The organism is Cohnella xylanilytica, from assembly GCF_014212175.1.
GTDB lineage: Bacteria > Bacillota > Bacilli > Paenibacillales > Paenibacillaceae > Cohnella > Cohnella xylanilytica.
Genome location: NZ_JACJVR010000106.1, coordinates 97,400 through 120,511, shown reverse-complemented (window position 1 = coordinate 120,511; position 23,112 = coordinate 97,400). Strand labels below are relative to the sequence as shown.

Genomic DNA, 23,112 nt, shown 5'->3' with positions numbered 1-23,112 from the left:
TTTTACTACTGATTTTCACAAATGAAGACAACTACGACTGGAGGGCGATAGATACGAAGACTTGACTCTGACAATGGCATCAAGTGGTGTCCCATACAAGGTTGCGAATGTTTGGCTTCATCCTATGACGCAGGATGAAGGAAGCTCTTATAGCTTCTTTGATACAATATGTATCCAATAAAACACTGCCTTTGCAGTCGGAGGAGGAACGGCTCATGGAATTCCAGGTTCAGCCGAAGCAGCGGGGTCTATCGCCCGCACGCCTAATGAAAGGGGTATGCGCCTTATCCTTGACGTTGTCCTTGTTATGGAGCGGCTTCGGGGAACGAAACTACGCGGCAGCGGAGACGGGAACGGAAGCGCCGATCTCGAGTATCTCGGAGCTAGGTTCGGAATACGCGCCGACGGTGCAGTCGGCGAAGCACAATGTCGCCTTGAAGAAGGACGGAACGATATGGGTATGGGGCAGCAACGGGTCCGGCGAGCTGGGACTTGGCGACACCAAGGTCAGGAAAGTCCCTGTCCAGGTGACGGGCCCTATCCAAGACATCCCCTTCAAGCAGGTCGATGCCGGCATTCAGTTCACGGTGGCATTGGCCGCCGACGGCACCGTGTGGGCCTGGGGACAGAATAGCAGCGGAGAGCTTGGAGACGGAACGACCACGCGGCGCCTGGAGCCCGTACAGGTTCGAGACCCATCGGATCCGAGCGGCTACCTGACCGGGGTTAAGCAGATTCAAGGGGGCAGCTCGCAGAGCGTCGCGCTCAAAGAAGACGGAAGCGTATATACTTGGGGGAACAATCAGTCGGGCCAGTTGGGGGTAGACCGGAAAATCCCCCTCAGCCTGGTTCCGCTGAAGGTACCGAATTTGCCGCCGATCGTGAACATCGTCGTAAGCAACGGGTATACGATGGCGATCGACGAAGCAGGCGTGCTATGGGCGTGGGGCGAGGAGTCCTACGGGCAGCTGGGAATCGGCACGATTCCGTCCAGTACCGTGCTGGAGGCTTCTTTCAAGCCCATCAAGGTCCACGCTCCCGACAATAGCGCTCCCGAATGGGCGGATGTCGACCAGATCGCGGCCGGAGTCACGCACGTTCTGGCTCTGAAGGATGGGAAAGTGTATGCCTGGGGGAACAATCTTCAAGGGGCGCTCGGCATCGGCAATTCCACGAGGAACTTCTCGGGCTACCCGATCCCCGTTCAAGATCCGGGGGACCCTTCCGGCCAATTGTCGGATGTCAAAGCGATTGCCGCAGGCTGGGATCAGTCCTATGCGATCAAAAACGACGGCACGGTCGTCGCATGGGGCGTCAATCTCTACGGACAATTGGGCAACGGCACGAATCAATCGTCGAAGCTCCCCGTCCCGGTCAAATGGGATAACGGCAGTCCGTTCGACGGAGCGGTGGCGGTAACGGCCGGATTTAACTTCGGCTTGCTCCTCCGAGAGGACGGCACTCTCTGGGCCATGGGCAACAATGCAGCCGGTCAATTGGGGAATGACGGCAAAGAAAATTCCTACAAATATCCGGTACCGGTGAAGCTCTGATCCCAGCGGTACGAATCCCCGAAAAAAACAAAGCCCTTCCGTCCTCCTGCTGGAGGGCTGAAGGGCTTTCGTCTTCTGTATCGTGAATGGATGGCTTAATTGCATGTAAGACCCGCCGTTCCGCCTTACCCCTTCACCGCGCCGGCCGTCAAGCCGCCGACGATGTATTTCTGCGCGAACAGGTACAGAATAAAGACGGGCAGCGACGTCAGCACCAGATCGGCGAAGATCAGGTTCCAGTCCCGGCTGTACTTGCCGTAGAAGTTGTACACGGACAGCGGCATCGTCCAGTCGGAGCTGTCGGTCAGGAAGTAGATCGGAATCGTGATGTCGTTCCAGACCGACATGAACACCATGATCGCCACGGTGGCGTTAACCGGCACGATGAGCGGAATGATGATCCGGAAGAACACGCTGAACATGCCGGCGCCTTCCAGGAACGCGACTTCGTCGAGCGCCTTCGGAATCGACTTGATGAAGCCGTTGTACAGGAACACGCTGAACGCCGTATTAAGCGCGGCATAGATCAAGATAACGCTCGTGATGCTGCCGTAGAAGCCGAGCCACTGAACGACGCGGATCGTCGTGATCGTGGACATCGGGGCGATAAGTCCCATGAAGAAAAACAGATACAACGCGTTCGAAAGGCGCGACTCCCTTCTCACCAGGACGAACGAAGCCGCCGACGTCGTGACGATGTTGACGATCGACGAGACGCCCGTGATCAGAATGCCGTTCAAGAACGCCCGAAGCAGGTTGCCTTCCTCGTACACCTTCTGATAATTGCTGAACAGCCATTCCTTCGGAAGCTTCAGCGAGAAGTCCAATACTTCCGCGCTCGTCTTGAACGATCCGAGAACCATGATGAGAATCGGCAGGAGAACGATCAAGGATCCGAGCAGCATGACGATTTCGACGAGGTACGTGCGCCAGGATTTTCTCAGTGTCGCGTTCATTATTCGGTGACCTCCTTGCGGCGCATGAACATGAGCAGCGGAATCGAGATGATCGTCACCGCGACGAACAGCAGGGTGTTCACGGCCGTGCCGAGGCCCCAGCTTCCTTCGCCGAACGAACGGAGGATGATCGTTCCGACGACCTGCGAGGCGTTGCCCGGCCCGCCGCCGGTCAGAACGAACACTTCGGAGAACACCTTCAACCCGCCGATCAGCGTCAGCATGACGTTAATATTAATCGCCGGAAGCAGCAGAGGCAGCGTAATGTTCACGAAGCTCTTCCAGCTGCCGGCCCCGTCGATGGTGGCCGCTTCGTAATACTCCTTCGAGATCGATTGGAGACCGGCCAGGTAGATCGCCATCTGGAAGCCCGCGGTCTGCCAGATGGAGACGGCGGCGATCGTGAAGATGACGATGGCCGGATCGGTCAGCCAAGCCTGCGAGAGCGAGCCGAGCCCGACCGCCTCGAACAGCTTGTTGATCGTTCCGTCGGATCGGAGCATCGGTGTAAATACGATGCTGATGACCATGATGCTGAGGATCGAAGGCGAATAAAAGATCGCCCTCAGCCCGTTGCGGGTCTTCAGCTTCATATTTAAAGCGACGGCGAGCGCGATCCCGATCACGTTCTTGCCGATAACGGTCACGACGGCGAAGATGACGGTGTTCTTCAACGCCAGCAGCAGCGTGCTGTCCGAGAAGATCGTCTTGAAGTTCGTCCACCCGTTGAAGTGAAGCTCCGTCCGGTCAAGCCGCCAGTCCGTGAAGGAATAGAACAGGCCGATGATCGTCGGCAGGACGAAGAACAAGCTGTAGATCAGAAGCGCCGGCCAGACCATGTAGTACGAGTACAGTCGTTTGGATATCTTCATATTCCACTCTCCATGACGGAAGGGGACAGAATCGCCCCTTCCGGGCCCGATTCTGTCCTTGCTCCGTCTTTTTCTCTAGCTGTCGATCGCATTCCGTTCTTAGAAGCCGGCGACGCCCTTGTCCTTCATGAGCTGATGGAACTTCACGTTCCAAGCGTCGAGCGCTTCCTTCGGCGACTTGCCGCCCGCGTACACGTCCTGGAAGCTGCGGTACATCTCGCTCATGTCGACCTGCAGGTAGCCTTCCATCGTGATGACGGTCTTCTTCGGCGTGATGTAGTTGTCGACGATCTCTTGCTTGTATTCCGGAAGCTCAGGCGTCTGAACGTCGCTCAGGTTGGAGACGTACTTCTGCTCGGTGACGATCTGCTGCGCGACGTCCTTGGAACCGAGGAATTCGAGGAATTTCTTCGCTTCGGCCATGTGCTTCGCTTGCTTCGGTATGAACAGCTGGCCGCCCAGCGGGCTCGCGCCCATCTTCACGTTATCGGCGTACGGAATCGGGAACAGGCCGAGGTGCACGTTCGGATCCTTGGTCTCGACGTCCTGGATGAGCCAGTCGCCCATGAACATCATCGCGACTTCCTTGTTCAGGAACTTGCCCACGGCCATGTCGTAGCTGTCGCTCAGCACGTCGGCGTTCGTGTAGCCCTTCTTGTACAGCTGGTATTGCTGATCGATGATCGCTTCAAGCTGCGGAATCTCGTTCCATTGCTTCTTGTTCGCGTTCAGATCGTTGAACAGCGTCGGGTCGTTCTTGTCGGCGTAGTCGGCCAGCGCGGCGGATACCCAGATATTCGTCGCCCACTGATCCTTGAACGGCATGAAGAGCGGCGTGATCCCCTTCGCCTTGATCTGTTCGCAGACGGCGAGGAACTCTTCGTACGTCTTCGGAATCGATAAGCCCAGCTCTTTGAAAATATCCTTGTTGTACACGACGCCCTGCATGCCGGTGTCTTGGCTGACGTGGAAGCCGTATACGTGGCCGTTCGCCGACAAGACGTCTTTGTTGAGCACGCGGCCGACCCAAGGCTCGTTGTCGAGAATCTCGAAGTTGCGCTCGAGGTTCAGGTCGGTGACGGCGCTGGCCAGGTTGTATTGCACGATGTCGGGCGTCTCGCCGACCGCCAGCTTCGTCTGAAGCACTGTCGTGATCTGCTCCGACGGGAGCAGCTGCAGGTTGACGTGGATATTCGTCTCGTCCTCGAATTTCTTCAGCAGCTCTTCGTTCACGAAGGCGGAATCCTGAGAGGCCTTGGAGATGGCGAGCTCGATCGTCACCTTGCCGCCCTTGCCGCCGGCTGGCGAAGATCCTTCCGCCGCGCCGGAATCGGAACCGGAATCGGAACCGCAGGCGGACAGCGATACGGCCAGCGCCGTTGCCAGAACGGCGGCCGAGACTTGTTTGGTTTTGCGATGCATGCTAAATTCCCCCATTGTCTCGATAGTTGTAACTTGTCTTGGATGCGATTACAATAACGATTATAAATTCGAGCCCCCCGGGGGTACATGTTTGTGGTTGACTCTTCATGTGTAATATTCTGAACCGAATGGGAAGGGGTTCGCGATCCACGTGCTCATCAAACTCGGCAGCCTCGCTCAGCGAACAAGCCTTCGGACCAAGCTGTTTCTCACTTTTTTCCCATTGCTGCTGCTTATCCTCGGAAGCTTCCTCGTCTATGTCAACTGGTTCGTCGTTCAGCCTCTCCGGGAGAAGACCGTCGACGAGACGCTGCTGACCGCGGAGAAGCTGTCGGAGCAGCTGGACGATTATCTCGACGTGCAGAACCAGCTGTCCCAGCGCCTTCTCGCGAACGCCCGTCTGTTCGAAGCGATGGACCTGGAGAGGAATCCTGCGTATACGAGGCTCGCGAGGGTTCGAATGCTCAAGGAGGCCATGTTCCAGGCTCTCGGGCCCTCCATGGATATCCGGGATATGGCCGTCTACGATCTGAACGGCATTCCCGTGGCCTCTTATCTGGGGACGAACGTTCCGCTGGATCTGAAGTCGATCACCCGGGAACCCAAATACGCCGAAGCCTTGAACGGGAGTCATTATATTCTGTACATGACGCAATCCGACACGATGGCGTTCGTCCGCTCTATTATCAACGTGGACGGCGAGATCTTCGGATATTTGTCCATTCTGCTCGACAATGCGTATATGCAGAGAGTGGCGGACGGCGTTCTCGGCTCGGACGTCTACGTCGTCGATGCCGAAGGATCGGTCGTTCTGAAGTCGACTCATGCCGACAAGACCTATCCCCAGGAGCGGCTCGGCCGGGAATGGTCCGGAAGCGGCATCTACACCGACGGCTCCGACGACCGTTACGTGGCTTACCAGAAGTCGGACAACAACGGCTGGACGACCGTCGTCGTCACCTCCAAGGAATCGGCGCTCGGGTCCGTCAACTCGGTCCGGAACATCTCGATCATCGTGATCGTCTCGCTGACGTTGTTCTCGTTCGCCTATCTGTACTTCTCGGCGAGCAACTTCGTTCTGCCGATCCGCCGGCTTCGCGCGCAGATCATGAGAATGAACTATAGCAACCTGAACCTGCAATCGGACAGCAAGCTTCAGAACAACGATCTCGTGCTGCTGAACGAGGCGTTTGGCGAACTGCTGGACCGGCTGCAGACGTCGATCGAGCGGGAGAAGCTGGCCGTCCACGAGGAAGCGATGGCGAGAAATTCCGCCCTTCAGGCGCACATCGCCCCGCACTTCATCCATAACGCGCTGTACCTGATCAGCATCGCTTCCCAGGAAGGCAAGAACGAAGCGGTGTCCGACATGTGCAAGCAGCTGTCCGAGAGCTTGCGCTATATCGTATCATCCCCGTACAAGCATGTCAGCATGCTGGAGGAGATCGAGCATACGAGGCGCTACTTGTCCCTTGTCGAACGCAACTACGAGGAAGACCTTCAGTGGGAGATCGACATGGATCCTTCCGCCGACGCCATCCAGCTGCCCCGCCTCGTCATCCAGCCGTTCGTGGAGAACTGCATCGAGCACGCGTTCAACCGGACGGACCCGCCGTGGACGATCCGAATCCAGGTCAAGCTGTACAACGGATTGTGGGCGATCGAGATCGGCGACAACGGCCAAGGCCTTCGGCCGGAGGAGATCAAGGCGATCATGGACAAAATCGAGCAATCCGACCACGGCATCCAGGACATGAAGCGGGAATCTCTCGGCATCGGCAGCATGGGCATCGTCAACACCGTCAATCGGCTCAAGCTGATGTACAAGAACCGCCTGTTTTTCAACATCTTCAACAACGCCGATCAAGGCGCGACCGTCCAGATCATCGCTTCCCTCAAGAGGGACTTCTACTGACGACAAGACGACAGGGGGCGTTCTATCGTGTACAACGTTCTAATCGCCGAAGACAGCAAGCCGATCCTGCGGAATATTCGGGGGCTGCTCGAAGCGTCGGGCTTGCCCGTGCGGATCGCGGCGACCGCGGCCAACGGCGAAGAAGCGCTCGAAGCCTTCCGGAATCATTCGATCGACATTCTGCTGACGGATATCCGCATGCCGAAGATGGACGGGCTGGCCTTGATCGCGGAAGCGAAGCGGCTTCATCCGAAGCTGAAGGCGGTGCTGATCAGCGGCTACAACGACTTCGAGTACACGCGCAAGGCGCTTAACCTTCAGGTGAGCGATTACCTGTTGAAGCCGGTCGACCGCAAGCAGCTGACCGAAGTGATGCTAAGCGTGCTCGGCCAGCTTCAGGAGACGCGCGAGCAGGCGGCTACTCTGTTCCGGGACCTTGTGGAGGAGAGCTACTGGCGGGAGATGGAGCGCAAGGCGGAATTCTACGAGAAGGAGAAAACGTTCGTCGTCCTTCGCCGGCAGCCCTTCGCGGAAGGAGCGGACAAGCTGACGCCGGCGTTCGTCGCGTCCCGTCTTCGCCTTCCCGATCCGGCTTGGGTCATTCCGACGCTGGATGCGGACCGGCTGCTCGTCGCCGCGAACGGGGATTGGGCGGCGGAAGTCTCCGGCTCTCCCCTCCCGCTGCTCGAGGATATCCGGCTCCGGCTGCTCGAAGCGGCCCTGCCCGTCTCCGTCGCGGGCAGCTTCAAGCCGATGGAATGGAGCCTTCTGCCCGAGAAGATCAAGGAGGCGGCCGACTGCCTCGAGGAGCAGCTGCTCCTTTTCAGACCGGTATCCGTCGATTGCGACCATCCCCGGCCTTCCGTCGAACCCGGCTACGAGGAGATCGACCGGCTTGGCGGCCAGTTCGCCTCCTTGATCGAGCAGCTTAACAAGGACCGGTTCGTGCTCATGCTGTCCGAGCAGCTCGCCAAGTGGAAGCTCGGAAGCCTGCGCCTGTCCGAGCTGAAGCGGTTCCTCGGGCACGTCGGCGCGGCGTTCGAGCCGCTTCTCGAGGACGGCGAAGGCTCTGGACCCGTCCGCGTCTATGCGGAATTCGACCGGCTGCTCGCGCTTCCCGGCTATGATATCTTCTGCTCTTCCCTGCTGGCGACCGCCGAAGAGTGGCTCGACGAGGCCCGCAGCCGGAACCGCAAGGCCGGCGACGAGCTGTTCCGGGAGATCGAGCAGTACCTGAAGACGAACCTGTACGCCAGCGTGTCCATTCCGGATCTCGCGAACCGGTTCCATGTCAGCCCGTCCTATGTGAGCCGGATCGTCAAGCGGTTCTCCGGCCAGACGTTCGTGCACTACTACACGGATCTGAAAATAAGCGAGGCCCGCCGCCTCATGGAGACGAGGCCGGACATGCTGATCCGGGAGATCGCGGAGGCGCTCTGCTTCGGGGATCAGCACTACTTCTCCAAGGTGTTCAAGGAGAGAGTCGGCTGCAGTCCGGTCGAATACAAGAGCCGGAGCTGACGGGGGTTCGCGGCTGCCTGTTGCTTCCAAGGCGGCAATGGTGCTATTTTGATAGAGGCTATCATACGTGGGATTCGGAGGAGAATGAGGATGACGAACGCGAAGAACTATACCGTGTTGTTCCAAGGGGATTCGATTACCGACGGGGCGAGAGGCCGCAACGAGGATTTGAACCATATTCTGGGCCACGGATACGCGTACCTGATCGCCGCGAAGCTGGGCGAGAGCCTGGCCGAGAACGGGCTTCGCTTCGTGAACCGGGGCATCAGCGGCAACCGGGTGTCCGACCTGTACGCCCGCTGGAACGAGGACGCGATCGCGATCCGGCCGGACCTGATCAGCATCCTGATCGGCGTCAACGACCTGTGGCGCATCATGGCCGGCGAGCCGAGCGGCGCCACGGACAGGTTCGAGCGCGCGTACCGGCACCTGCTCGACGAGACGAAGCTGGCGCTTCCGGACGCGCGGCTCGTGCTGTGCGAGCCGTTCCTGCTGAAGGCCGGGGCGACGGTCGAGCGGTGGGAGGAATGGCAGGCGAGAATGGCCGCATACCAGGGCACGGTCCGGGAGCTGGCGAAGCAGTACGGCGCGGTGTTCGTGCCGCTGCAGGATGCGTTCGACCGCGCCGCGGAGCGGGCCGAGCCGGCCTATTGGATCTGGGACGGCGTGCATCCGACGGCCGCCGGCCACCAGGTGATCGCGAAGCAATGGCTCGCGGTCGTGCAGGAAGCCGTGCCGGAGCTGGCTGACTAATAAGCGAGATCGCGTTCAAGGAACAGGGCTGTCCATCTCGAGACCTTCGAGGTATTCTCGAAGACTCGAGGGACAGCCCTGCTTTTTTTTACGCGGCAAAGCACACTTCGGATATCCCTAACCTGCAAATTGGCGGTTGCAGCAGCTGCATCGCATGGGTCGCTCTCTCTAACCTCCAAATTGGCGGTTGCAGCGACAACATCTCACGGATCGCTCTCTCTAACCTCCAATTTGGCGGTTATAGCAGCTGCATCGCACGGATCGCTCTCTCTAACCTCCAAATTGGCGGTTGCAGCGGCTGCATCGCACGGATCACTCTCTCTAACCTCCAAATTGGCAGTTACAGCGACAACATCTCACGGATCGCTCTCTCTAACCTCCAATTTGGCGGTTGCAGAGTCGAAGGGGAATTGCTGCAACGGAAGAAACGTTAGTTAGAATGTGCGATCAACGGGAATCAGGTGCTGCAACGGAAGAAACGTTAGTTAGAGCATGCGATCTTCGGGAATCGGGTGCTGCAACGGAAGAAACGTTAGTTAGAGCATGCGAGCTTCGGGAATCGGGTGCCGCAACGGAAGAAATGTTAGTTAGAGCATGCGAGCTAATCAGAACAGCTCGAAAGCGAGCCCGGCGGGCGCTGGAGCGGCTGCGGACGATGCCGACTCGGGCGGCGGCGGGTCGACGAATCCCATCTCGAGCACGAACGCGATGCTCTCCGTCTCCCGGATGCCGAAGCTCCGGCGCCGCAGCGGATCGTCCGTCCACTCGGGCCGCGTCGCTCTCACGCCGAGCTGCCTCTCCCAGGCGAGCAGGCGAAAATTTTGAACGAGGCAGCACACGGCCGCGAAATCCTCATGCCGCTTGTACGGGTTCGCCTCCTCCTTCATCGCGACGACGAGATAAGCGGGAGCCGGCTCTTGCGCTTTTCCCAAGGCATCCCCCTTCCCGTTGTCCACGAATATGAATCGCCACGGCTCCCTTAACCCGTGATTCGGAGCCCATACGGCATGGTTCAGCAGCTCCAGCACAATCGGCTGCGGAACCGGCCCGCTCCGATACCGAAGCCGCTTCGAATCGGGAATCGTCCTATCGGCCCATGTCATACCGTCTTCGCCTCCCTTCCCTCGTACACCGTCCACTTCTTCTCGGCGGGCGTCCGCGAACGGCCCCGCGGAGCTTTATCGAAATACCCGATGTGCAGGATTCCGACGAAAACTTCATGGTCCCGAATCCCGATCTGCTTGAAAAAGACCTCGTTCTGAATGATCCTCTCCGTATCCCAGAGCATGCCTAACCCCTGCTCCCAGCCGAGCAGTTGGAAGATCTGCATGATGCCGCATGCCGCCGCGACGGACGCTTCTCCCCCGCTCCGATCCGAACCCGCCTCGGCGACGACGATAAGATGCCCGGGAATGGCCGTGAAGCGGCTTTTGAACAGCTCGATCATCTTGCCCGGAACCCATCTCATCAGCTTGTTCTCCCTCATGGAGCTCGTCATGCCGTCCACTAGCCGTTCCCTCGCTTCGGGCGTCCCCGCATAAACGAACCGTACCCGCGGCGATTCGCCTTGCCCATATAACCGCACGGCTTGGGCCAACAGCTCGGTCACCAGCTCCTGGGACACGCTTCGCGAATTGAACCTCCGGATGCTTCTCCGCTCCGTAATGATCGTCGCCAGATCCATGGAACCCACTCCTTCGCATCAAATCCCAATAAATTATTGTTTCCAATGAAACCATATATCCAAAAAAAGTCCGGCGCCCTCGATCGTCCGAATCTCGAAACGCCGGTCAGGACAAATCGCCCAAATAATCGATCGCGTCCGACAGGAACTTCTTCATGAATTCCACTTCCGCCTCGTCGTATCGGTCCAATAACCGGATGAACTTCTCTTGAATGTGCCCGTGCTGCTCTTCATGGAAGACAAACAGCTTCTTCCCTGACGCAGTCAGACGGAAGTACACTTCCTTCTTGTTGTCGCTTAGCTGCGACTTGCGAATCCAGCCGTTGTTCGTCAGCTTGGAGCAGATCTTGGAGACGTTGCCCTTGCTGATCTCCATCCGTTCGGCGATGCTCGTCAAGTTGATCGGCTCGTGCTCTCCGATGCAGGCGATGACGTGCACCTCCGTCAGATTCAGGGCGGTCACGTTCGGGATCTCCAACCGAAGCTTCTCTAGGAAAAACGCGTTTTTCTCGTTCTCGTACTCTTCCCTGCGATGCAAGAACTTGATGAACAGATCGTAAACTTGCTGCTTGTTCATTCGGCTGTTGTCCACTTGGGCGAAATCCCCTTCTTCTTTGCTTCTCTCACTATAATACATCTTTCTTTTCGTTTCAAGGGAAACGATACTCGAGCAAGCGGAGTGCTCCGGAGCATCCCCATAAGCCGAGCGGATCGCTTGCCGAAATCGATTGAAGAAAACGCTTTCTTTTGATAGAATGACACCATACTCCTAACGGGGAGCGATGCTATGTATCGATCGATCCGAACGCAGCTTATCATCGGCTTCCTGCTGGTCATGGTGCCCGTGACTCTCTTCCTCGTCGGCAACAATCTCTACTCGAAGAACATCGTCAGGGACAAAGTGTCGCAGATGTACCGGAACACGCTGGACCTGTTCGTTCACCAGATGGACGAGACGATGATAACGGTCAACGAATACCTCAGCAAGCTCACCGTGCTCGACGACGACGTCGGACTGCTCACCTCCTACCCGCTCGGGAGCGACCGCTACATCCTCACCAAGATCCGCATCCAGAACACGTTGAACCGCGACGTCGACTTCTATAACCTGATCGATACGATCTTCATCTACAATTCGAACGACTTGATGCTGAGCACGGACCATACCGGCCGGTACGAAGACATCTCCCGCATGTTCTCGGACAACATCGAGACGATGATCCGCCAGAGCCGTACCGTCGGCCGCGACGATTGGATGCTCTGGTACGACAAACGGGTGCCGGGCGGCGACTTCCTCGTCCGCATCGACAAGGTGCCGACCGAGGAGCTGTACGTCGGGGCGATCATCCGGGTCTCGGACCTGCTCGAGCTGCTGTCCATTCAATGGGACGACGGGGACATCGGAGAAGGGGCGATGTTCGGCCCGACCGGCGCGCGCCTCGCTCAGGAAGACGCCTCGAACCGGACGAGCCTGTCGTACGAGGACGTGCGGTCGAAGGGCACCGCCCCGTACGCGTTCATCGCCGACAAGGAATCCGGCAGACGCTACTTGATGATGAACGTGACCAGCGAGGTGTCGAAGCTGACGACGAGCATCCTCGTCCCGGAGAGCTACATGCTGCAGGGGCTCCCCTACTTCCAGAAGGCGACGTACATCGTGACGCTCGTTCTCGTCTCCCTGCTCGCCCTGTACATGCTCTACATCCGGCAATCGCTGATCAAGCCTCTGCGCCATCTCATCTCGGGCATGAAGAAGATCTCTCTCGGCATTCTCGACGTCCGGCTGCAGACCTCGCGAACGCTCGAATTCGTGTTCATGGCCAATACGTTCAACAACATGGCCGAGCAGATCCGAAGCCTGCGCATCGGCGTGTACGAAGAGCAGCTGAAGGCGCAGAAGACCGAGATGAAGCAGCTGCAGGCGCAGATCAACCCCCATTTTTACATGAACAGCCTGAATATCATCTACAACTTCGCCACCTTGAAGGATACGGACTCGGTCAAGAAAATGGCTCTGCATCTCGGCGACTACTTCCGCTTCATTATGAGAGTCGACCGCGACCTGATCACGCTGGAGGAGGAGCTGAAGCATATCCGCAACTATATCGAGATCCAGAAGTTCCGCTTCCCCGACCGGCTGCATTACGAGGAACGCGTCGACGACGAGCTGCGAAGCCTGATGCTGCCCGCTCTGTCCCTGCAGCCGTTCGCGGAGAACGCCATCCTCCACGGCTTCGCGAATCGGCGGAAGCCCTTCTCCATCCGCATCGAAGGCCGGAGGACCGACGACGGGGAATACGCCCTGCTCACGGTCGAAGACGACGGCGAAGGCTTCCCGGAGGACGTCCTGCTCAGCCTCCGGCGGGAGGAGAGCCTTCCGCATTCGGACAGCAGCCGGCTCGGCATCGTCAACGTCGCGCAGCGGCTGAAGCTCCGGTTCCAGAAGGCGTCCATCTCGTTCGACAACGCCGAGGGAGGCGGGGCGGTCGTCACCATCCGGCTGCCATGGCCGCTCCCCGCCGAATCCGCCAGGGAGGGATAAGGAATGTACAATCTGCTGGTCGTCGACGACGAAGCCGTGGCCGTCCGCGGCATCGTCGAAGGCATCGATTGGTCCGTCCTGCCGATCGCCGAGATCTATTCGGCCTGCGATGCGGAGGAGGCGCGGGAGATTATGGGGAGCCGGACCGTCCACGTCATGATCTCCGACATCGACATGCCGAGCGAGAACGGCCTTCATCTGCTCAAGTGGACGAAGGAGCACTCCCCCGGTACCGAGACGATCCTGCTGACGGGGCACGCGGACTTCGCCTTCGCCCAGCAGGCCGTCCAGCTGAACGGCTTCGACTACCTGCTCAAGCCGATCGACCACGACCTGCTCCGGGACTGCGTGGGGAAGGCTCTCGGCGTAGTGCGGGAACGCGAGCAGGACCTGGCGTTCCGACGGACGTACGAGTACTACTACGAGCAGTGGAACCGGCAGCTTCCCCTGCTCGTCGAGCGGTTCTGGCAGGACGTGCTGAACCTGCGGATCGGGACGGCTCCCGCGCAGCTTCAGCCGCTATTCAAGCTGTACGGCCTGAAGCTGGAGGCGGAGACCCCGGTTCTGCCGCTGCTGATCAGCGTCGAGCGGTGGCGGCAGGAGTGGAGCGCGCGGGACGAGGAAATTCTGTCGTACGCGCTCCAGAACGCCGCGAGCGAGATTCTGCTCCGCGACTGGGACGGCCACGTCGTTCACGTTCAAAACGGCATGCTCGTCGCCCTCGTCTACGATCCGGGCGAAGAGGCGCTTCGTTCGGAGGTGCCCGGCCGCTGCGAGGAATATATCCGCAAGTGCGGAGAATACCTGTACGCCGAGGTCTCCTGCTATATCGGCGAAGCCGTGCCGATCGCGGGCCTGAGGGCGTGCGTTCACGCCTTGACGGAGATGGAGAGAAGCAACATCGCCGCGAAGCGAAGCGTCCTGCGTCTCGCCCCCGCCGCGAAGCGGAAGAAGCCTTCGGCCTCCGCGCCGAATTGGCCGGAATGGGCGGCCCTGGCGGAGCAGGGCAAACGCGCGGAGCTGCTGCGAAGGGTCGAATCGCTGTTCGATACGCTGCGGGCGGAGCAGGTCGACTATACGTACATGGTCAACTACTACTTCGGCCTCGTCCACTGCGTCTTCCAGATTCTGCAGCGGAGGTCCCTCTCCCCCTCCGACGTCTACGCGGACGAGGCCTGGCGGAACGGGGAGCGGGCGATGCGCTCGCTGGACGCGCTTCGCGACTGGTCCGTCCGGTTCCTCGGCACCGCGGCCGATTACCTCGCCGCCGAGAGACGGGAAGCGTCGAACGCGATTATCAAGGTGCAGCGGTACATCGAGCGGAATCTGGACCGCGAGCTGAGCCGGGAAGCTCTCGCGGAGCACGTCTATCTGAACCAAGCCTACTTGTCGCGGCTGTTCCACAAGGAGACGGGCAAGTCGATCACGGACTACATCGCGGAGCTTCGCGTCGAGAAGGCGAAGGAGAGTCTCGCCAAGACGAACGAGAAGATCGGAGAGATCGCGGCTTCGGTCGGCTATACGAACTTCTCCCATTTCTCCCAGCTGTTCAGGAAGCTGACGGGGTTCACTCCGCAGGATTACCGCCGGAAGCACCAGGACGTGACGTGAAGAAGTCACGGGAGCAACAAGCAGGTAACGACGCCGATAGAGAGCGGCGTCGTTATTGCTATACCATGGAAGCATAGACGACAGAGGAGGAACGGCGATGCCCCCTACTTCCATGGAAGCGCTCGCACCCGCCCGCGCGGGCGGCTCCGGCGAGATCAAGCCGCGCAAGAGATCGCTGGGTTCGATCTTGCGGCACTACTGGATGTTCTATCTGATGCTGCTGCCGGGAGTCGCGCTGCTCGTGATCAACAACTACATTCCGATGGCCGGAATCATCATCGCCTTCAAGAACGTCAACTACGAGATCGGCATCCTGAACAGCCCGTGGGTCGGGCTCGCGAACTTCAAGTATTTGTTCCGATCGCCGGATTCCTACATCATCATCCGCAACACGCTGCTCTACAACTCGGCGTTTATCCTTCTCAACATGACCATCCCCCTCGCCTTCGCGATCTTGCTGAACGAGCTGAAGAACCGCTTCCTGTCGAAGACGTACCAGACGATCATGTTCCTGCCGTATTTCCTCTCGTATATCGTGATCAGCTATCTGGTGTTCGGCTTCATGAGCGACGAGCACGGATACCTGAACGGCACCTTGCTTCCCGCGCTCGGGCTCGAGCCGGTGCGTTGGTACTTCACGCAGGAGGTATGGCCGATCGTTCTGCCGATCATCAACACGTGGAAGGGCATGGGCTATTACACCGTCATCTATCTGGCGGCCATCATCGGCATCGACGACGAGTACTACGAAGCGGCGACGATCGACGGAGCGAGCAAGTGGCAGCAGATCGCGAGCATAACGATCCCTCTGCTCAAGCCGATTCTCACGATCATGACGCTGCTGCAGATCGGGAGGATCTTCAACGCCGACTTCGGCTTGTTCTTCCAGGTGCCCCGGGAATCGGGCGTGCTGTTCCCCGTCACGAACGTCATCGACACGTACGTCTACCGCACCTTCCTGTCCGTAGGCGACGTCGGCCTCTCTTCGGCGGCCGGGCTGTTCCAGTCCGTCGTCGGCTTTATTCTCGTCTTCTTCTCAAACTGGGTCGTTCGCCGCTTCAACAGCGAGAACGCGCTCTTCTAGGAGGGATCCGCCATGGAAGCCGCGACCGAACGAGTCAAGACAAGCGCCGGCACGGGCGGGCACAATCGGCTGCCCGCTCTGGCGAACGCCGTCGTCCACGCCCTGTTCGTGATCTACTCGATCGTCTGTATCGTTCCGATCTTCCTGATCGTGTCCGTCTCCTTCTCCGACGAGAAGTCCGTCGTCAACAACGGATACCGCTTCATCCCCGAGAAGTTCAATCTGGCGGCCTATAAATTCCTGTACAAGGATATCGGCCAGATCGCCTACTCTTACGGGGTGTCCATCGCGGTGACGGTGATCGGGACGGCGCTCAGCGTCATCATCATCGCCCTGTACGCGTATCCGATCTCGCGCCCCAACTTCCCGCACGCCAAGTTCTTCACGTTCTTCGCGTTCTTCACGATGCTGTTCTCGGGCGGCCTCGTGCCTTGGTACCTCGTCTACGTGCAGATGCTCGATCTGAAGAACACGCTGGCGTCCCTCATTATCCCGCTTCTCATGTCGGCGTTCTGGGTGCTCGTGACGAGGACCTTCTTCAAGGAGACCGTCCCGGCGGCGGTGCTCGAATCGGCGAAGATCGACGGCGCCGGCGAGCTTCGCATCTTCTTCGGCATCGTCATCCCGCTGTCGATGCCGGTCATCGCCACCGTCGCCCTGTTCCAGACGCTTACCTATTGGAACGACTGGTTCCTCAGCCTCGTGTTCATCACCGACAACCACAACATCTCGGTTCAATACCTGCTGTACAAGATGCTGGCGAACATCCAGTTCCTGTCGAGCAACCCGACCGCCGCGGCGGAGATCGCGAAGGCCGGAGGCATGTTCAACTTCCCGAGCGAGACGGTCCGCATGGCGCTCGTTATCGTCGGCGTCGGTCCGATTATTTTCGCCTACCCCTTCTTCCAGAAGTACTTCATCCGGGGCTTGACCGTCGGCGCCGTCAAAGGATGACCGATCCGCCTTGCGGCTTACGGCCGGCTTCTTCCGGGTCGCTCCCGGTTGAGCATATATCAAATCCTACGGGAGGTCATAAGGATATGAAGGCACGCCAGGGAATATCCGCTTCGCTCTTCCTGCTCCTCGCCATGAGCCTCGTGCTCGGCGCCTGCGGAGGCGGCAATAACGGCAACGGGGCGGATCCGTCGCCCAGCGCTTCGGGAAGCGCGTCCGACAGCGGGACGAAGGAGAGCGGCTCGCCGTCCGCCAGCGCTTCCGCCGGCGAAGGGGCGAAGGATCTGAAGCCGTACAAGCTGAAGCTCGTGTACGAAGGGCCGCCCCAAGCGGACGAAGCCAAGGTGGAAGAGGCTCTTGACAAGCTGCTGACGGAGAAAATCAACGCGACCATCGACATCGCCCCCATCGACTGGGGCGCCTGGGACGACAAGATGAACCTGATGATCGCCTCCCGGGAAGAAGTCGACGTCATGTTCACGGCGCAATGGAACGGCTACGCGAAGAACGTCGCCAAAGGCGCCTACAAGGAAGTCGGCGAGCTGCTGAACCAATACGGACAAGGAATTCTGGAGACTCTCGACCCCGCCTTCCTCGAAGGCTCGAAGATCAACGGGAAGAACTACGGCATTCCGACGAACAAGGAGCTCGCTTCCGCGGGAGGCATCGTCTACCGCAAGGATATCGCCGACGAGCTGGGGCTGGACATGAGCGCCGTCAAGAAGCCGGAAGACCTCGACGCCATCTATAAGGTCGTCAAGGAGAAGAAGCCGGACATGATCCCGCTCTACACGACGGGCGGCCTGTTCACCTCCCACTTCTTCGCCGAGTTCGACTTTCTCGGGGACGGCACGATTCCCGGCGCCATCCTGAAGAACGAGGACGGCACGAAGATCTCGCTGGTCGAAGAGCTCGACATCTACAAGCGGTATCTGCACGTCGCCCGCGACTTCTTCCAGAAGGGCTACATCAACAAGGACGCGGCGACGACGCAGCTGTCCAGCCAGGACGCCTACAAGGCCGGCAACGTGTTCTCGACCGTCGAGCCGATGAAGCCGGGCAAGGCGGACGAGATCGCGAACGCCGCCGGCATCTCCGGCAAGCTGGCCCAGATTATTCTGACCGGCAAGACGGTCGCCACCTCCGAGACGGCCGGCGCGATGCTCGCTATCTCCTCGACGTCGAAGGATCCGGCTCGCGCGATGATGTTCATCAACCTGCTGCATACGGACAAGGAGATCAACAACCTGCTCAACTTCGGCATCGAAGGCGTCCACTACACGCTGAACGGCGAGATCATGTCGCCGACTCCCCAGACCGCGCAATATTCTCCGGGCGTCGCGTGGGAGCTGGGCAACCAGTTCCTGAACCGCGTCTGGGACTCGGAAGATCCGAACAAGTGGGAGCAGTTCAAGGAGTTCAATTCCGGCGCGAAGTCTTCCCCGGGCCTCGGCTTCGTGTTCGACAGCGAGCCGGTCAAGGCCGAGGTCGGCGCAATCGCGAACGTCATCAAGCAGTACCAGCGGGCGATCGAGACCGGCTCGGTCGACGTCGACAAGATTTTGCCCGAGTACGTGAAGGCGCTGAAGGCCGCCGGCGCGGATAAGGTCGTCGCCGAGAAGCAGAAGCAGTTCGACGCGTTCCTCGCGAGCAAGTAAGGACGAAGGGGCGGTCCCTCAAGGTCGTATGACCTGAAGGACCGCCCTTTTCGCTGCGCAGCCCTATCGCTGCGTGGCCCGATCGCTTCGCAGCCTATCGCTGCGTGACCCTTTCTGTGCGAGACCTTTCTCTGCGTGCGTCTCCCGTTATCGGACGTGCCCTTTATCCAGCAACGCCACATATTGCATGAGCGTCGCAATACCCTGGAACTGGGCGAGCAATCGGCTGTTCAACTTCTGCAGCGCGACTTGGAACGATTTCTCCAATCTCGGCAGCTGCATGTGATCGAGATCGTTCAGCAAGCTCCTCATATTCTCGATAAAATAGACCGTTTGGCGCAAGCTGCTGATGACGATGATCTTCTTCAGTTCGGAAGGCGTAAAGACGCGGTACCGGTTCTCCTTGTTGCGCCTCGAAGCGATAAGCCCCTCTTGCTCCCAATGCCGAATGGCCGACGCGTTGACGCCGGCGATTCGGGCGACTTCCCCGATCGTCATGAATTCCTTGATCTTCACCCTCCGATACTCCGAGAAGTCGGCATTGCGAATCAACGAATGAATCTCCTCGACGCGGAGCTTCTCTTCCTGAATCTTGTATTGCTCCCGATTGAGAAGCCACAGGGCCTCCTCGACGTTCCCGCGCTTCGCGTTCTTCATCGTCTCGTAAACGACCGGTATGCCGTATCCCTTCAACAACGCCCGAATCGTCGCGAACGCTTGCAGATGAACTTCCTCGTAGCGTCTCCGGTTGCTGGCCGTACGGGCGATCTCGGGAATAAGACCCAGCTTCTCGTATCGGCGCAGCGTCGTCGTGCTCACCTGCAGCCTGGTCGCGAGCTGCTTCGGCGTGTAATAAGGTCCGCTCATTCCATCCCTCTTCGTAGATTCAAGTTCAACCTTCAAGTCCGTCAACAATATTAAATCGGATTCGCCCCCGATAATCAAGGGTTATGGCGGCGCGAACCGAAATCTTGCATGAATGTTGTACGATGGAAGAAAATCTCGAAGGGAGCGTTCGGACTCGGTGCTGGGCAATCGGTTCGTGAAAATGATTTTGCTGTCCGCTTTATTTTTGCAATTCGGCATTTGGGTGAGAAATATCGCCGTCCTCTTCTACGTGAAGAAGATGACGAACGACGATGCCTTCGCCGTATCGCTGATCTCCGTCGCGGAGTTCGCCCCGATCTTTCTCTTCGCTATGATCGGAGGGACGTTCGCGGACCGCTGGCGGCCCAAGATAACGATGGTGTGGTGCGACCTGTTAAGCGCGGGCTCCATCGTCGCCGTCCTCTTGGCCATGGAGTACGGCTCTTGGCGGGCGGTCTTCTTCGTGACGATGGTCTCGGCCATCCTGTCTCAGTTCTCTCAGCCTTCCGGCTTGAAGCTGTTCAAGCAGCATGTCCCCGAACATCTGCTGCAGAAGGGAATGTCGGGATATCAAACCTTGATATCCGTATTTATGATTTTCGGCCCGACCGTCGGCACGTTCGTTTACCAGAGCTACGGGATTGAGACCTCCATCGGCGTCATGGGCTTCGCTTTTCTGTTGTCGGCCGCCGCTCTGGCCTTCATGCCTCGCGACCGGCAGGATGAGGGCGCCCGCCGCCAAGCGCATATAAGGGAAGACTTGAAGGCAGGATTCCGCTACGTCAGGTCGAATAGAGTTCTACGCCGTCTCGGCGGTTCGTTCGTCGCCGTCGGATTGGGATTGGGACTTATCCAGCCGACGGCCGTATTCCTGATTACGGAACGGCTCGGCAAGCCGGAGGCCTACTTGCAGTGGTTCCTGCTCGCCAACGGCGCGGCCATTCTGATCGGGGGCGCGCTGGCCATGAGCTTCTCCGGCAAGCTGCCGGCGCAGAAGCTTCTCGCGTTCGGGATCGCGGCGAACGGTCTGGCCATCATCGCCATGGGACTCGCGACGAATTATTGGATCGCGCTTGTCTGCCAGTTTATCGCCGGTCTCGTATTCCCCTGCATCAACATCGGACTCGGCACGCTGATGCTGCGGAATACGGACCAATCGTACGTGGGCCGGGTGAACGGCATTCTGAATCCGCTGTTCACGGGTTCGATGGTCCTTACGATGATGCTGTCGGGCGTTCTCAAGAACGTCTTCTCGCTTGTGCCGCTATACATGCTGGCAGGCTTCGGAATGCTCGTCGGCGTGCTGCTTCTCGTTCCTCTATTTCAATTGAAGGAAGGTTATCAAGCATGAGTCAAGCGAATCAGGAGTATATCGTCATCTCGGGAGCGAGGGAGAACAATCTTCGGAACGTCTCCTTGCGTATTCCCAAAAGGAAAATTACGATCTTCACCGGCGTATCCGGTTCCGGCAAGTCTTCGATCGTCTTCGATACGATCGCCTCCGAATCCCAGCGGCTGCTGAACGAGAACTTCAGCACATTCGTCCGCACCTTCCTGCCGAAGTTCCCGCAGCCGGACGCGGACGCGATCGAGAATCTGAGCATGGCCGTCGTCGTGGATCAGAAGCGGCTGGGCGGCGGCTCCCATTCCACGATGGGCACGATCACCGACATCTCTCCCATTCTCCGCCTGCTTTTCTCCCGAGCGGGACAGCCCTACGTCGGACCTGTGAACCTGTTCTCGTTCAACGATCCGCAAGGCATGTGCCCCGAATGCAACGGGATCGGCCGGAGCATGGTCGTCGACATGAGCAAGGCGGTGGACCTGTCCAAGTCGCTTCGCGAAGGGGCCATCCTGCTGCCGGGCTACTCGGTGGACAGCTGGGATTGGAATCTGATCGTGCAAGGGGGGCCGTTCGATCCCGACAAGAAGCTAAGCGATTATCCCGAGGAGGAGCTGGAGCAGCTTCTGTACGGCAAGGCGAAGAAGGTGAAGATGGATTTCGCCGGCAAGGCCACGAACATTACCGTGGAGGGCGTCATCGAGAAGTTCACGAACAAGTACATCAAGCAGGACGTGAAGACGAAGTCCGAGCGCACGCAGCAGATGGTCGCGCCGTACATCGCCGAGGGGACCTGCTCCGGCTGCCGCGGCGCGAGACTGAATCGGGCGGCGCTGGCCTGCAGGATCAACGGGCTTAACATCGCGGAGATGGCCTCCATGGAGGTCGGGCAGCTCATCCGCGTCCTGCGGGAGATCGACGATCCCGCAGCCGCGCCGATCGTGAAGTCGCTAACGGAACGGCTGCAGCACCTGGTGGATATCGGACTGGACTACCTGACGCTGGATCGCGAGACCGACACCTTGTCCGGCGGCGAGTCTCAGCGCGTCAAGATGGTGAAGCATCTGAGCGGAAGTCTGGTGGACGTCACGTACATCTTCGACGAGCCCAGCGTCGGCCTGCATCCCCGCGACGTTCACCGGCTGAACGATTTGCTTCGGAAGCTGCGCGACAAGGGCAATACCGTCATCGTCGTCGAGCACGATCCCGACGTGATCAAGGTAGCGGATCATATCGTCGACGTCGGACCTCATGCCGGCAGCCGCGGCGGCACCATCGTCTACGAAGGAAGCTACCAGGGCCTGCTGGAGTCGGGCACGCTGACGGGAATCCATATGAAGCGGCCGCTCGAGCTGAAGCGGGATGGCAGGAAGCCGTCCGGCACGCTGCCCATTCGGAACGCCGCGCTGCACAATCTGCGGGACGTGAACGTCGATATTCCGACCGGCGTGCTAACCGTCGTGACGGGCGTCGCCGGCTCGGGCAAGAGCACGCTGATCAACGAGGTATTCCTCGGCCAGCATCCGGACGCGATCGTTATCGACCAGTCGGCGGTCGGCGTGTCGACGCGCTCGAATCCCGCGACCTACACGGGCATCATGGACGAGGTGCGCAAGGCGTTCGCTGCCGCGAACAAGGTGAACCCGGGCTTGTTCAGCTTCAACTCCAAGGGGGCTTGCGAGAACTGCCAAGGGCTTGGCGTCGTATATGCGGACCTGGCCTACCTCGACAGCGTGAAGCTGCCCTGCGAAGCTTGCGGCGGCCGGCGGTTCAAGGAAGAGGTGCTGGCGTACAAGCTGAACGGCAAGTCCATCGCGGAAGTGCTGGAGATGACGGTGGAGCAGGCTTTGGATTTTTTCCAACTCAAAGAGGTTGTGCGCAAGCTCCAGGCGATGAGCGACGTGGGGCTGAACTATATTACGCTCGGCCAGCCGCTCAGCACGCTCTCGGGAGGGGAATGCCAGCGCATCAAGCTGGCCAGCGAGCTGCATAAGAAGGGCAGCATCTACGTGATGGACGAGCCGACGACCGGGCTGCATATGTCGGACATCGGCCATCTGCTGGGGATCATGAACCGTCTCGTGGATGCCGGCAATACGGTGATCGTCATCGAGCACAATCTCGAGGTGATTAGCCAGGCGGACTGGATCATCGATATGGGACCGGACGGAGGCAGCCGGGGCGGCCAGGTGGTGTTCGAGGGCCCGCCGTCGCAGATCGTCCATGCGGAACAGTCGGTCACGGGGAGATATTTGAAGTAGGGGAACCAATCGCCTTAGGGGCTGCCGGCAAAGCCGGCAGCCCCTTCTCTTCCTCTATAAGCGGCTCGGCCGCGATCGGCTCAAGCCCCTTCGTCCCGCGGCAGCCGGGCGAAGGCG

The 23,112-nt window shown here is 59.3% G+C and carries 18 protein-coding genes; 11 read left to right on the top strand and 7 right to left on the bottom strand.

The window, feature by feature from the left end; genetic code table 11:
* Positions 1 to 215: 215 nt before the first annotated feature.
* Positions 216 to 1,553, top strand: a complete 1,338-nt coding sequence (locus H7B90_RS26355; RefSeq protein ID WP_185138880.1) for an RCC1 domain-containing protein — start codon at positions 216 to 218, stop codon at positions 1,551 to 1,553.
* Positions 1,554 to 1,678: 125 nt separating this feature from the next.
* Here the strand turns inward: H7B90_RS26355 and H7B90_RS26350 are convergent, their stop codons facing one another.
* The 3 genes from H7B90_RS26350 to H7B90_RS26340 all read right to left on the bottom strand — a co-directional run bounded on the left by H7B90_RS26350 (position 1,679) and on the right by H7B90_RS26340 (position 4,803).
* Entirely contained in the window at positions 1,679 to 2,509 is an 831-nt protein-coding gene (locus tag H7B90_RS26350; protein ID WP_185138879.1) for a carbohydrate ABC transporter permease, read from the bottom strand.
* Positions 2,509 to 3,381 (bottom strand): carbohydrate ABC transporter permease, encoded by an 873-nt coding sequence (locus tag H7B90_RS26345; protein ID WP_185138878.1) that lies wholly within the window; start codon positions 3,379 to 3,381, stop codon positions 2,509 to 2,511. Before H7B90_RS26345 ends, H7B90_RS26350 begins: the two co-directional genes overlap by 1 nt.
* 99 nt (positions 3,382 to 3,480) lie before the next feature.
* Complete coding sequence (locus H7B90_RS26340; RefSeq protein ID WP_185138877.1) at positions 3,481 to 4,803, bottom strand: ABC transporter substrate-binding protein; 1,323 nt, start codon at positions 4,801 to 4,803, stop codon at positions 3,481 to 3,483.
* Positions 4,804 to 4,954: 151 nt separating this feature from the next.
* Between H7B90_RS26340 and H7B90_RS26335 the strand changes: the two genes are divergently transcribed.
* The 3 genes from H7B90_RS26335 (at position 4,955) to H7B90_RS26325 (ending at position 8,992) form a co-directional block, all read left to right on the top strand.
* Positions 4,955 to 6,718 carry a sensor histidine kinase gene (locus H7B90_RS26335; protein ID WP_311772814.1) on the top strand — a complete coding sequence of 588 codons (1,764 nt, stop codon included), beginning with the start codon at positions 4,955 to 4,957 and terminating at the stop codon, positions 6,716 to 6,718.
* A gap of 27 nt (positions 6,719 to 6,745) precedes the next feature.
* Positions 6,746 to 8,239 (top strand): response regulator, encoded by a 1,494-nt coding sequence (locus tag H7B90_RS33505; RefSeq protein WP_185138876.1) that lies wholly within the window; start codon positions 6,746 to 6,748, stop codon positions 8,237 to 8,239.
* Positions 8,240 to 8,329: 90 nt separating this feature from the next.
* Positions 8,330 to 8,992, top strand: a complete 663-nt coding sequence (locus H7B90_RS26325) for an SGNH/GDSL hydrolase family protein (RefSeq protein WP_185138875.1) — start codon at positions 8,330 to 8,332, stop codon at positions 8,990 to 8,992.
* 605 nt (positions 8,993 to 9,597) lie between these two features.
* Here the strand turns inward: H7B90_RS26325 and H7B90_RS26320 are convergent.
* The 3 genes from H7B90_RS26320 to H7B90_RS26310 form a co-directional block, all read right to left on the bottom strand.
* Positions 9,598 to 10,095 (bottom strand): nitroreductase family protein, encoded by a 498-nt coding sequence (locus tag H7B90_RS26320; RefSeq protein ID WP_185138874.1) that lies wholly within the window; start codon positions 10,093 to 10,095, stop codon positions 9,598 to 9,600.
* Positions 10,092 to 10,676: a nitroreductase family protein gene (locus H7B90_RS26315; RefSeq protein ID WP_185138873.1), complete on the bottom strand. Its 585-nt coding sequence runs from the start codon at positions 10,674 to 10,676 to the stop codon at positions 10,092 to 10,094. The genes H7B90_RS26320 and H7B90_RS26315 overlap by 4 nt, the downstream gene beginning before the upstream one ends.
* A gap of 106 nt (positions 10,677 to 10,782) precedes the next feature.
* Complete coding sequence (locus H7B90_RS26310; RefSeq protein ID WP_311772813.1) at positions 10,783 to 11,268, bottom strand: MarR family transcriptional regulator; 486 nt, start codon at positions 11,266 to 11,268, stop codon at positions 10,783 to 10,785.
* Positions 11,269 to 11,463: 195 nt separating this feature from the next.
* On the opposite strand from H7B90_RS26310, the gene H7B90_RS26305 reads away from it, so the two are divergent.
* From H7B90_RS26305 to H7B90_RS26285, 5 genes are all read left to right on the top strand, one after another.
* The gene (locus H7B90_RS26305; RefSeq protein ID WP_185138872.1) at positions 11,464 to 13,218 is read left to right on the top strand and encodes a sensor histidine kinase; all 1,755 of its coding nucleotides are present in this window, start codon (positions 11,464 to 11,466) and stop codon (positions 13,216 to 13,218) included.
* A 3-nt stretch (positions 13,219 to 13,221) separates the two neighbouring features.
* Entirely contained in the window at positions 13,222 to 14,829 is a 1,608-nt protein-coding gene (locus H7B90_RS26300) for a helix-turn-helix domain-containing protein (protein ID WP_185138871.1), read from the top strand.
* A 97-nt stretch (positions 14,830 to 14,926) separates the two neighbouring features.
* Positions 14,927 to 15,913 (top strand): ABC transporter permease, encoded by a 987-nt coding sequence (locus H7B90_RS26295; protein WP_185138870.1) that lies wholly within the window; start codon positions 14,927 to 14,929, stop codon positions 15,911 to 15,913.
* Positions 15,914 to 15,925: 12 nt separating this feature from the next.
* Entirely contained in the window at positions 15,926 to 16,867 is a 942-nt protein-coding gene (locus tag H7B90_RS26290; RefSeq protein WP_185138869.1) for a carbohydrate ABC transporter permease, read from the top strand.
* 86 nt (positions 16,868 to 16,953) lie between these two features.
* On the top strand, positions 16,954 to 18,525 hold the full coding sequence (locus tag H7B90_RS26285) for an ABC transporter substrate-binding protein (RefSeq protein ID WP_185138868.1): 1,572 nt from the start codon (positions 16,954 to 16,956) through the stop codon (positions 18,523 to 18,525).
* A 147-nt stretch (positions 18,526 to 18,672) separates the two neighbouring features.
* On the opposite strand, the gene H7B90_RS26280 is transcribed toward H7B90_RS26285, so the two are convergent.
* The gene (locus H7B90_RS26280) at positions 18,673 to 19,392 is read right to left on the bottom strand and encodes a MerR family DNA-binding transcriptional regulator (protein WP_185138867.1); all 720 of its coding nucleotides are present in this window, start codon (positions 19,390 to 19,392) and stop codon (positions 18,673 to 18,675) included.
* 112 nt (positions 19,393 to 19,504) lie between these two features.
* Here H7B90_RS26280 and H7B90_RS26275 point away from each other — a divergent pair, with 112 nt between their 5' ends.
* Both H7B90_RS26275 and H7B90_RS26270 read left to right on the top strand, forming a co-directional pair.
* Positions 19,505 to 20,743, top strand: coding sequence for an MFS transporter (locus tag H7B90_RS26275; RefSeq protein WP_185138866.1), 1,239 nt, complete (start codon positions 19,505 to 19,507; stop codon positions 20,741 to 20,743).
* Entirely contained in the window at positions 20,740 to 22,995 is a 2,256-nt protein-coding gene (locus H7B90_RS26270; RefSeq protein ID WP_185138865.1) for an ATP-binding cassette domain-containing protein, read from the top strand. The genes H7B90_RS26275 and H7B90_RS26270 overlap by 4 nt, the downstream gene beginning before the upstream one ends.
* Positions 22,996 to 23,112 lie beyond the last annotated feature (117 nt).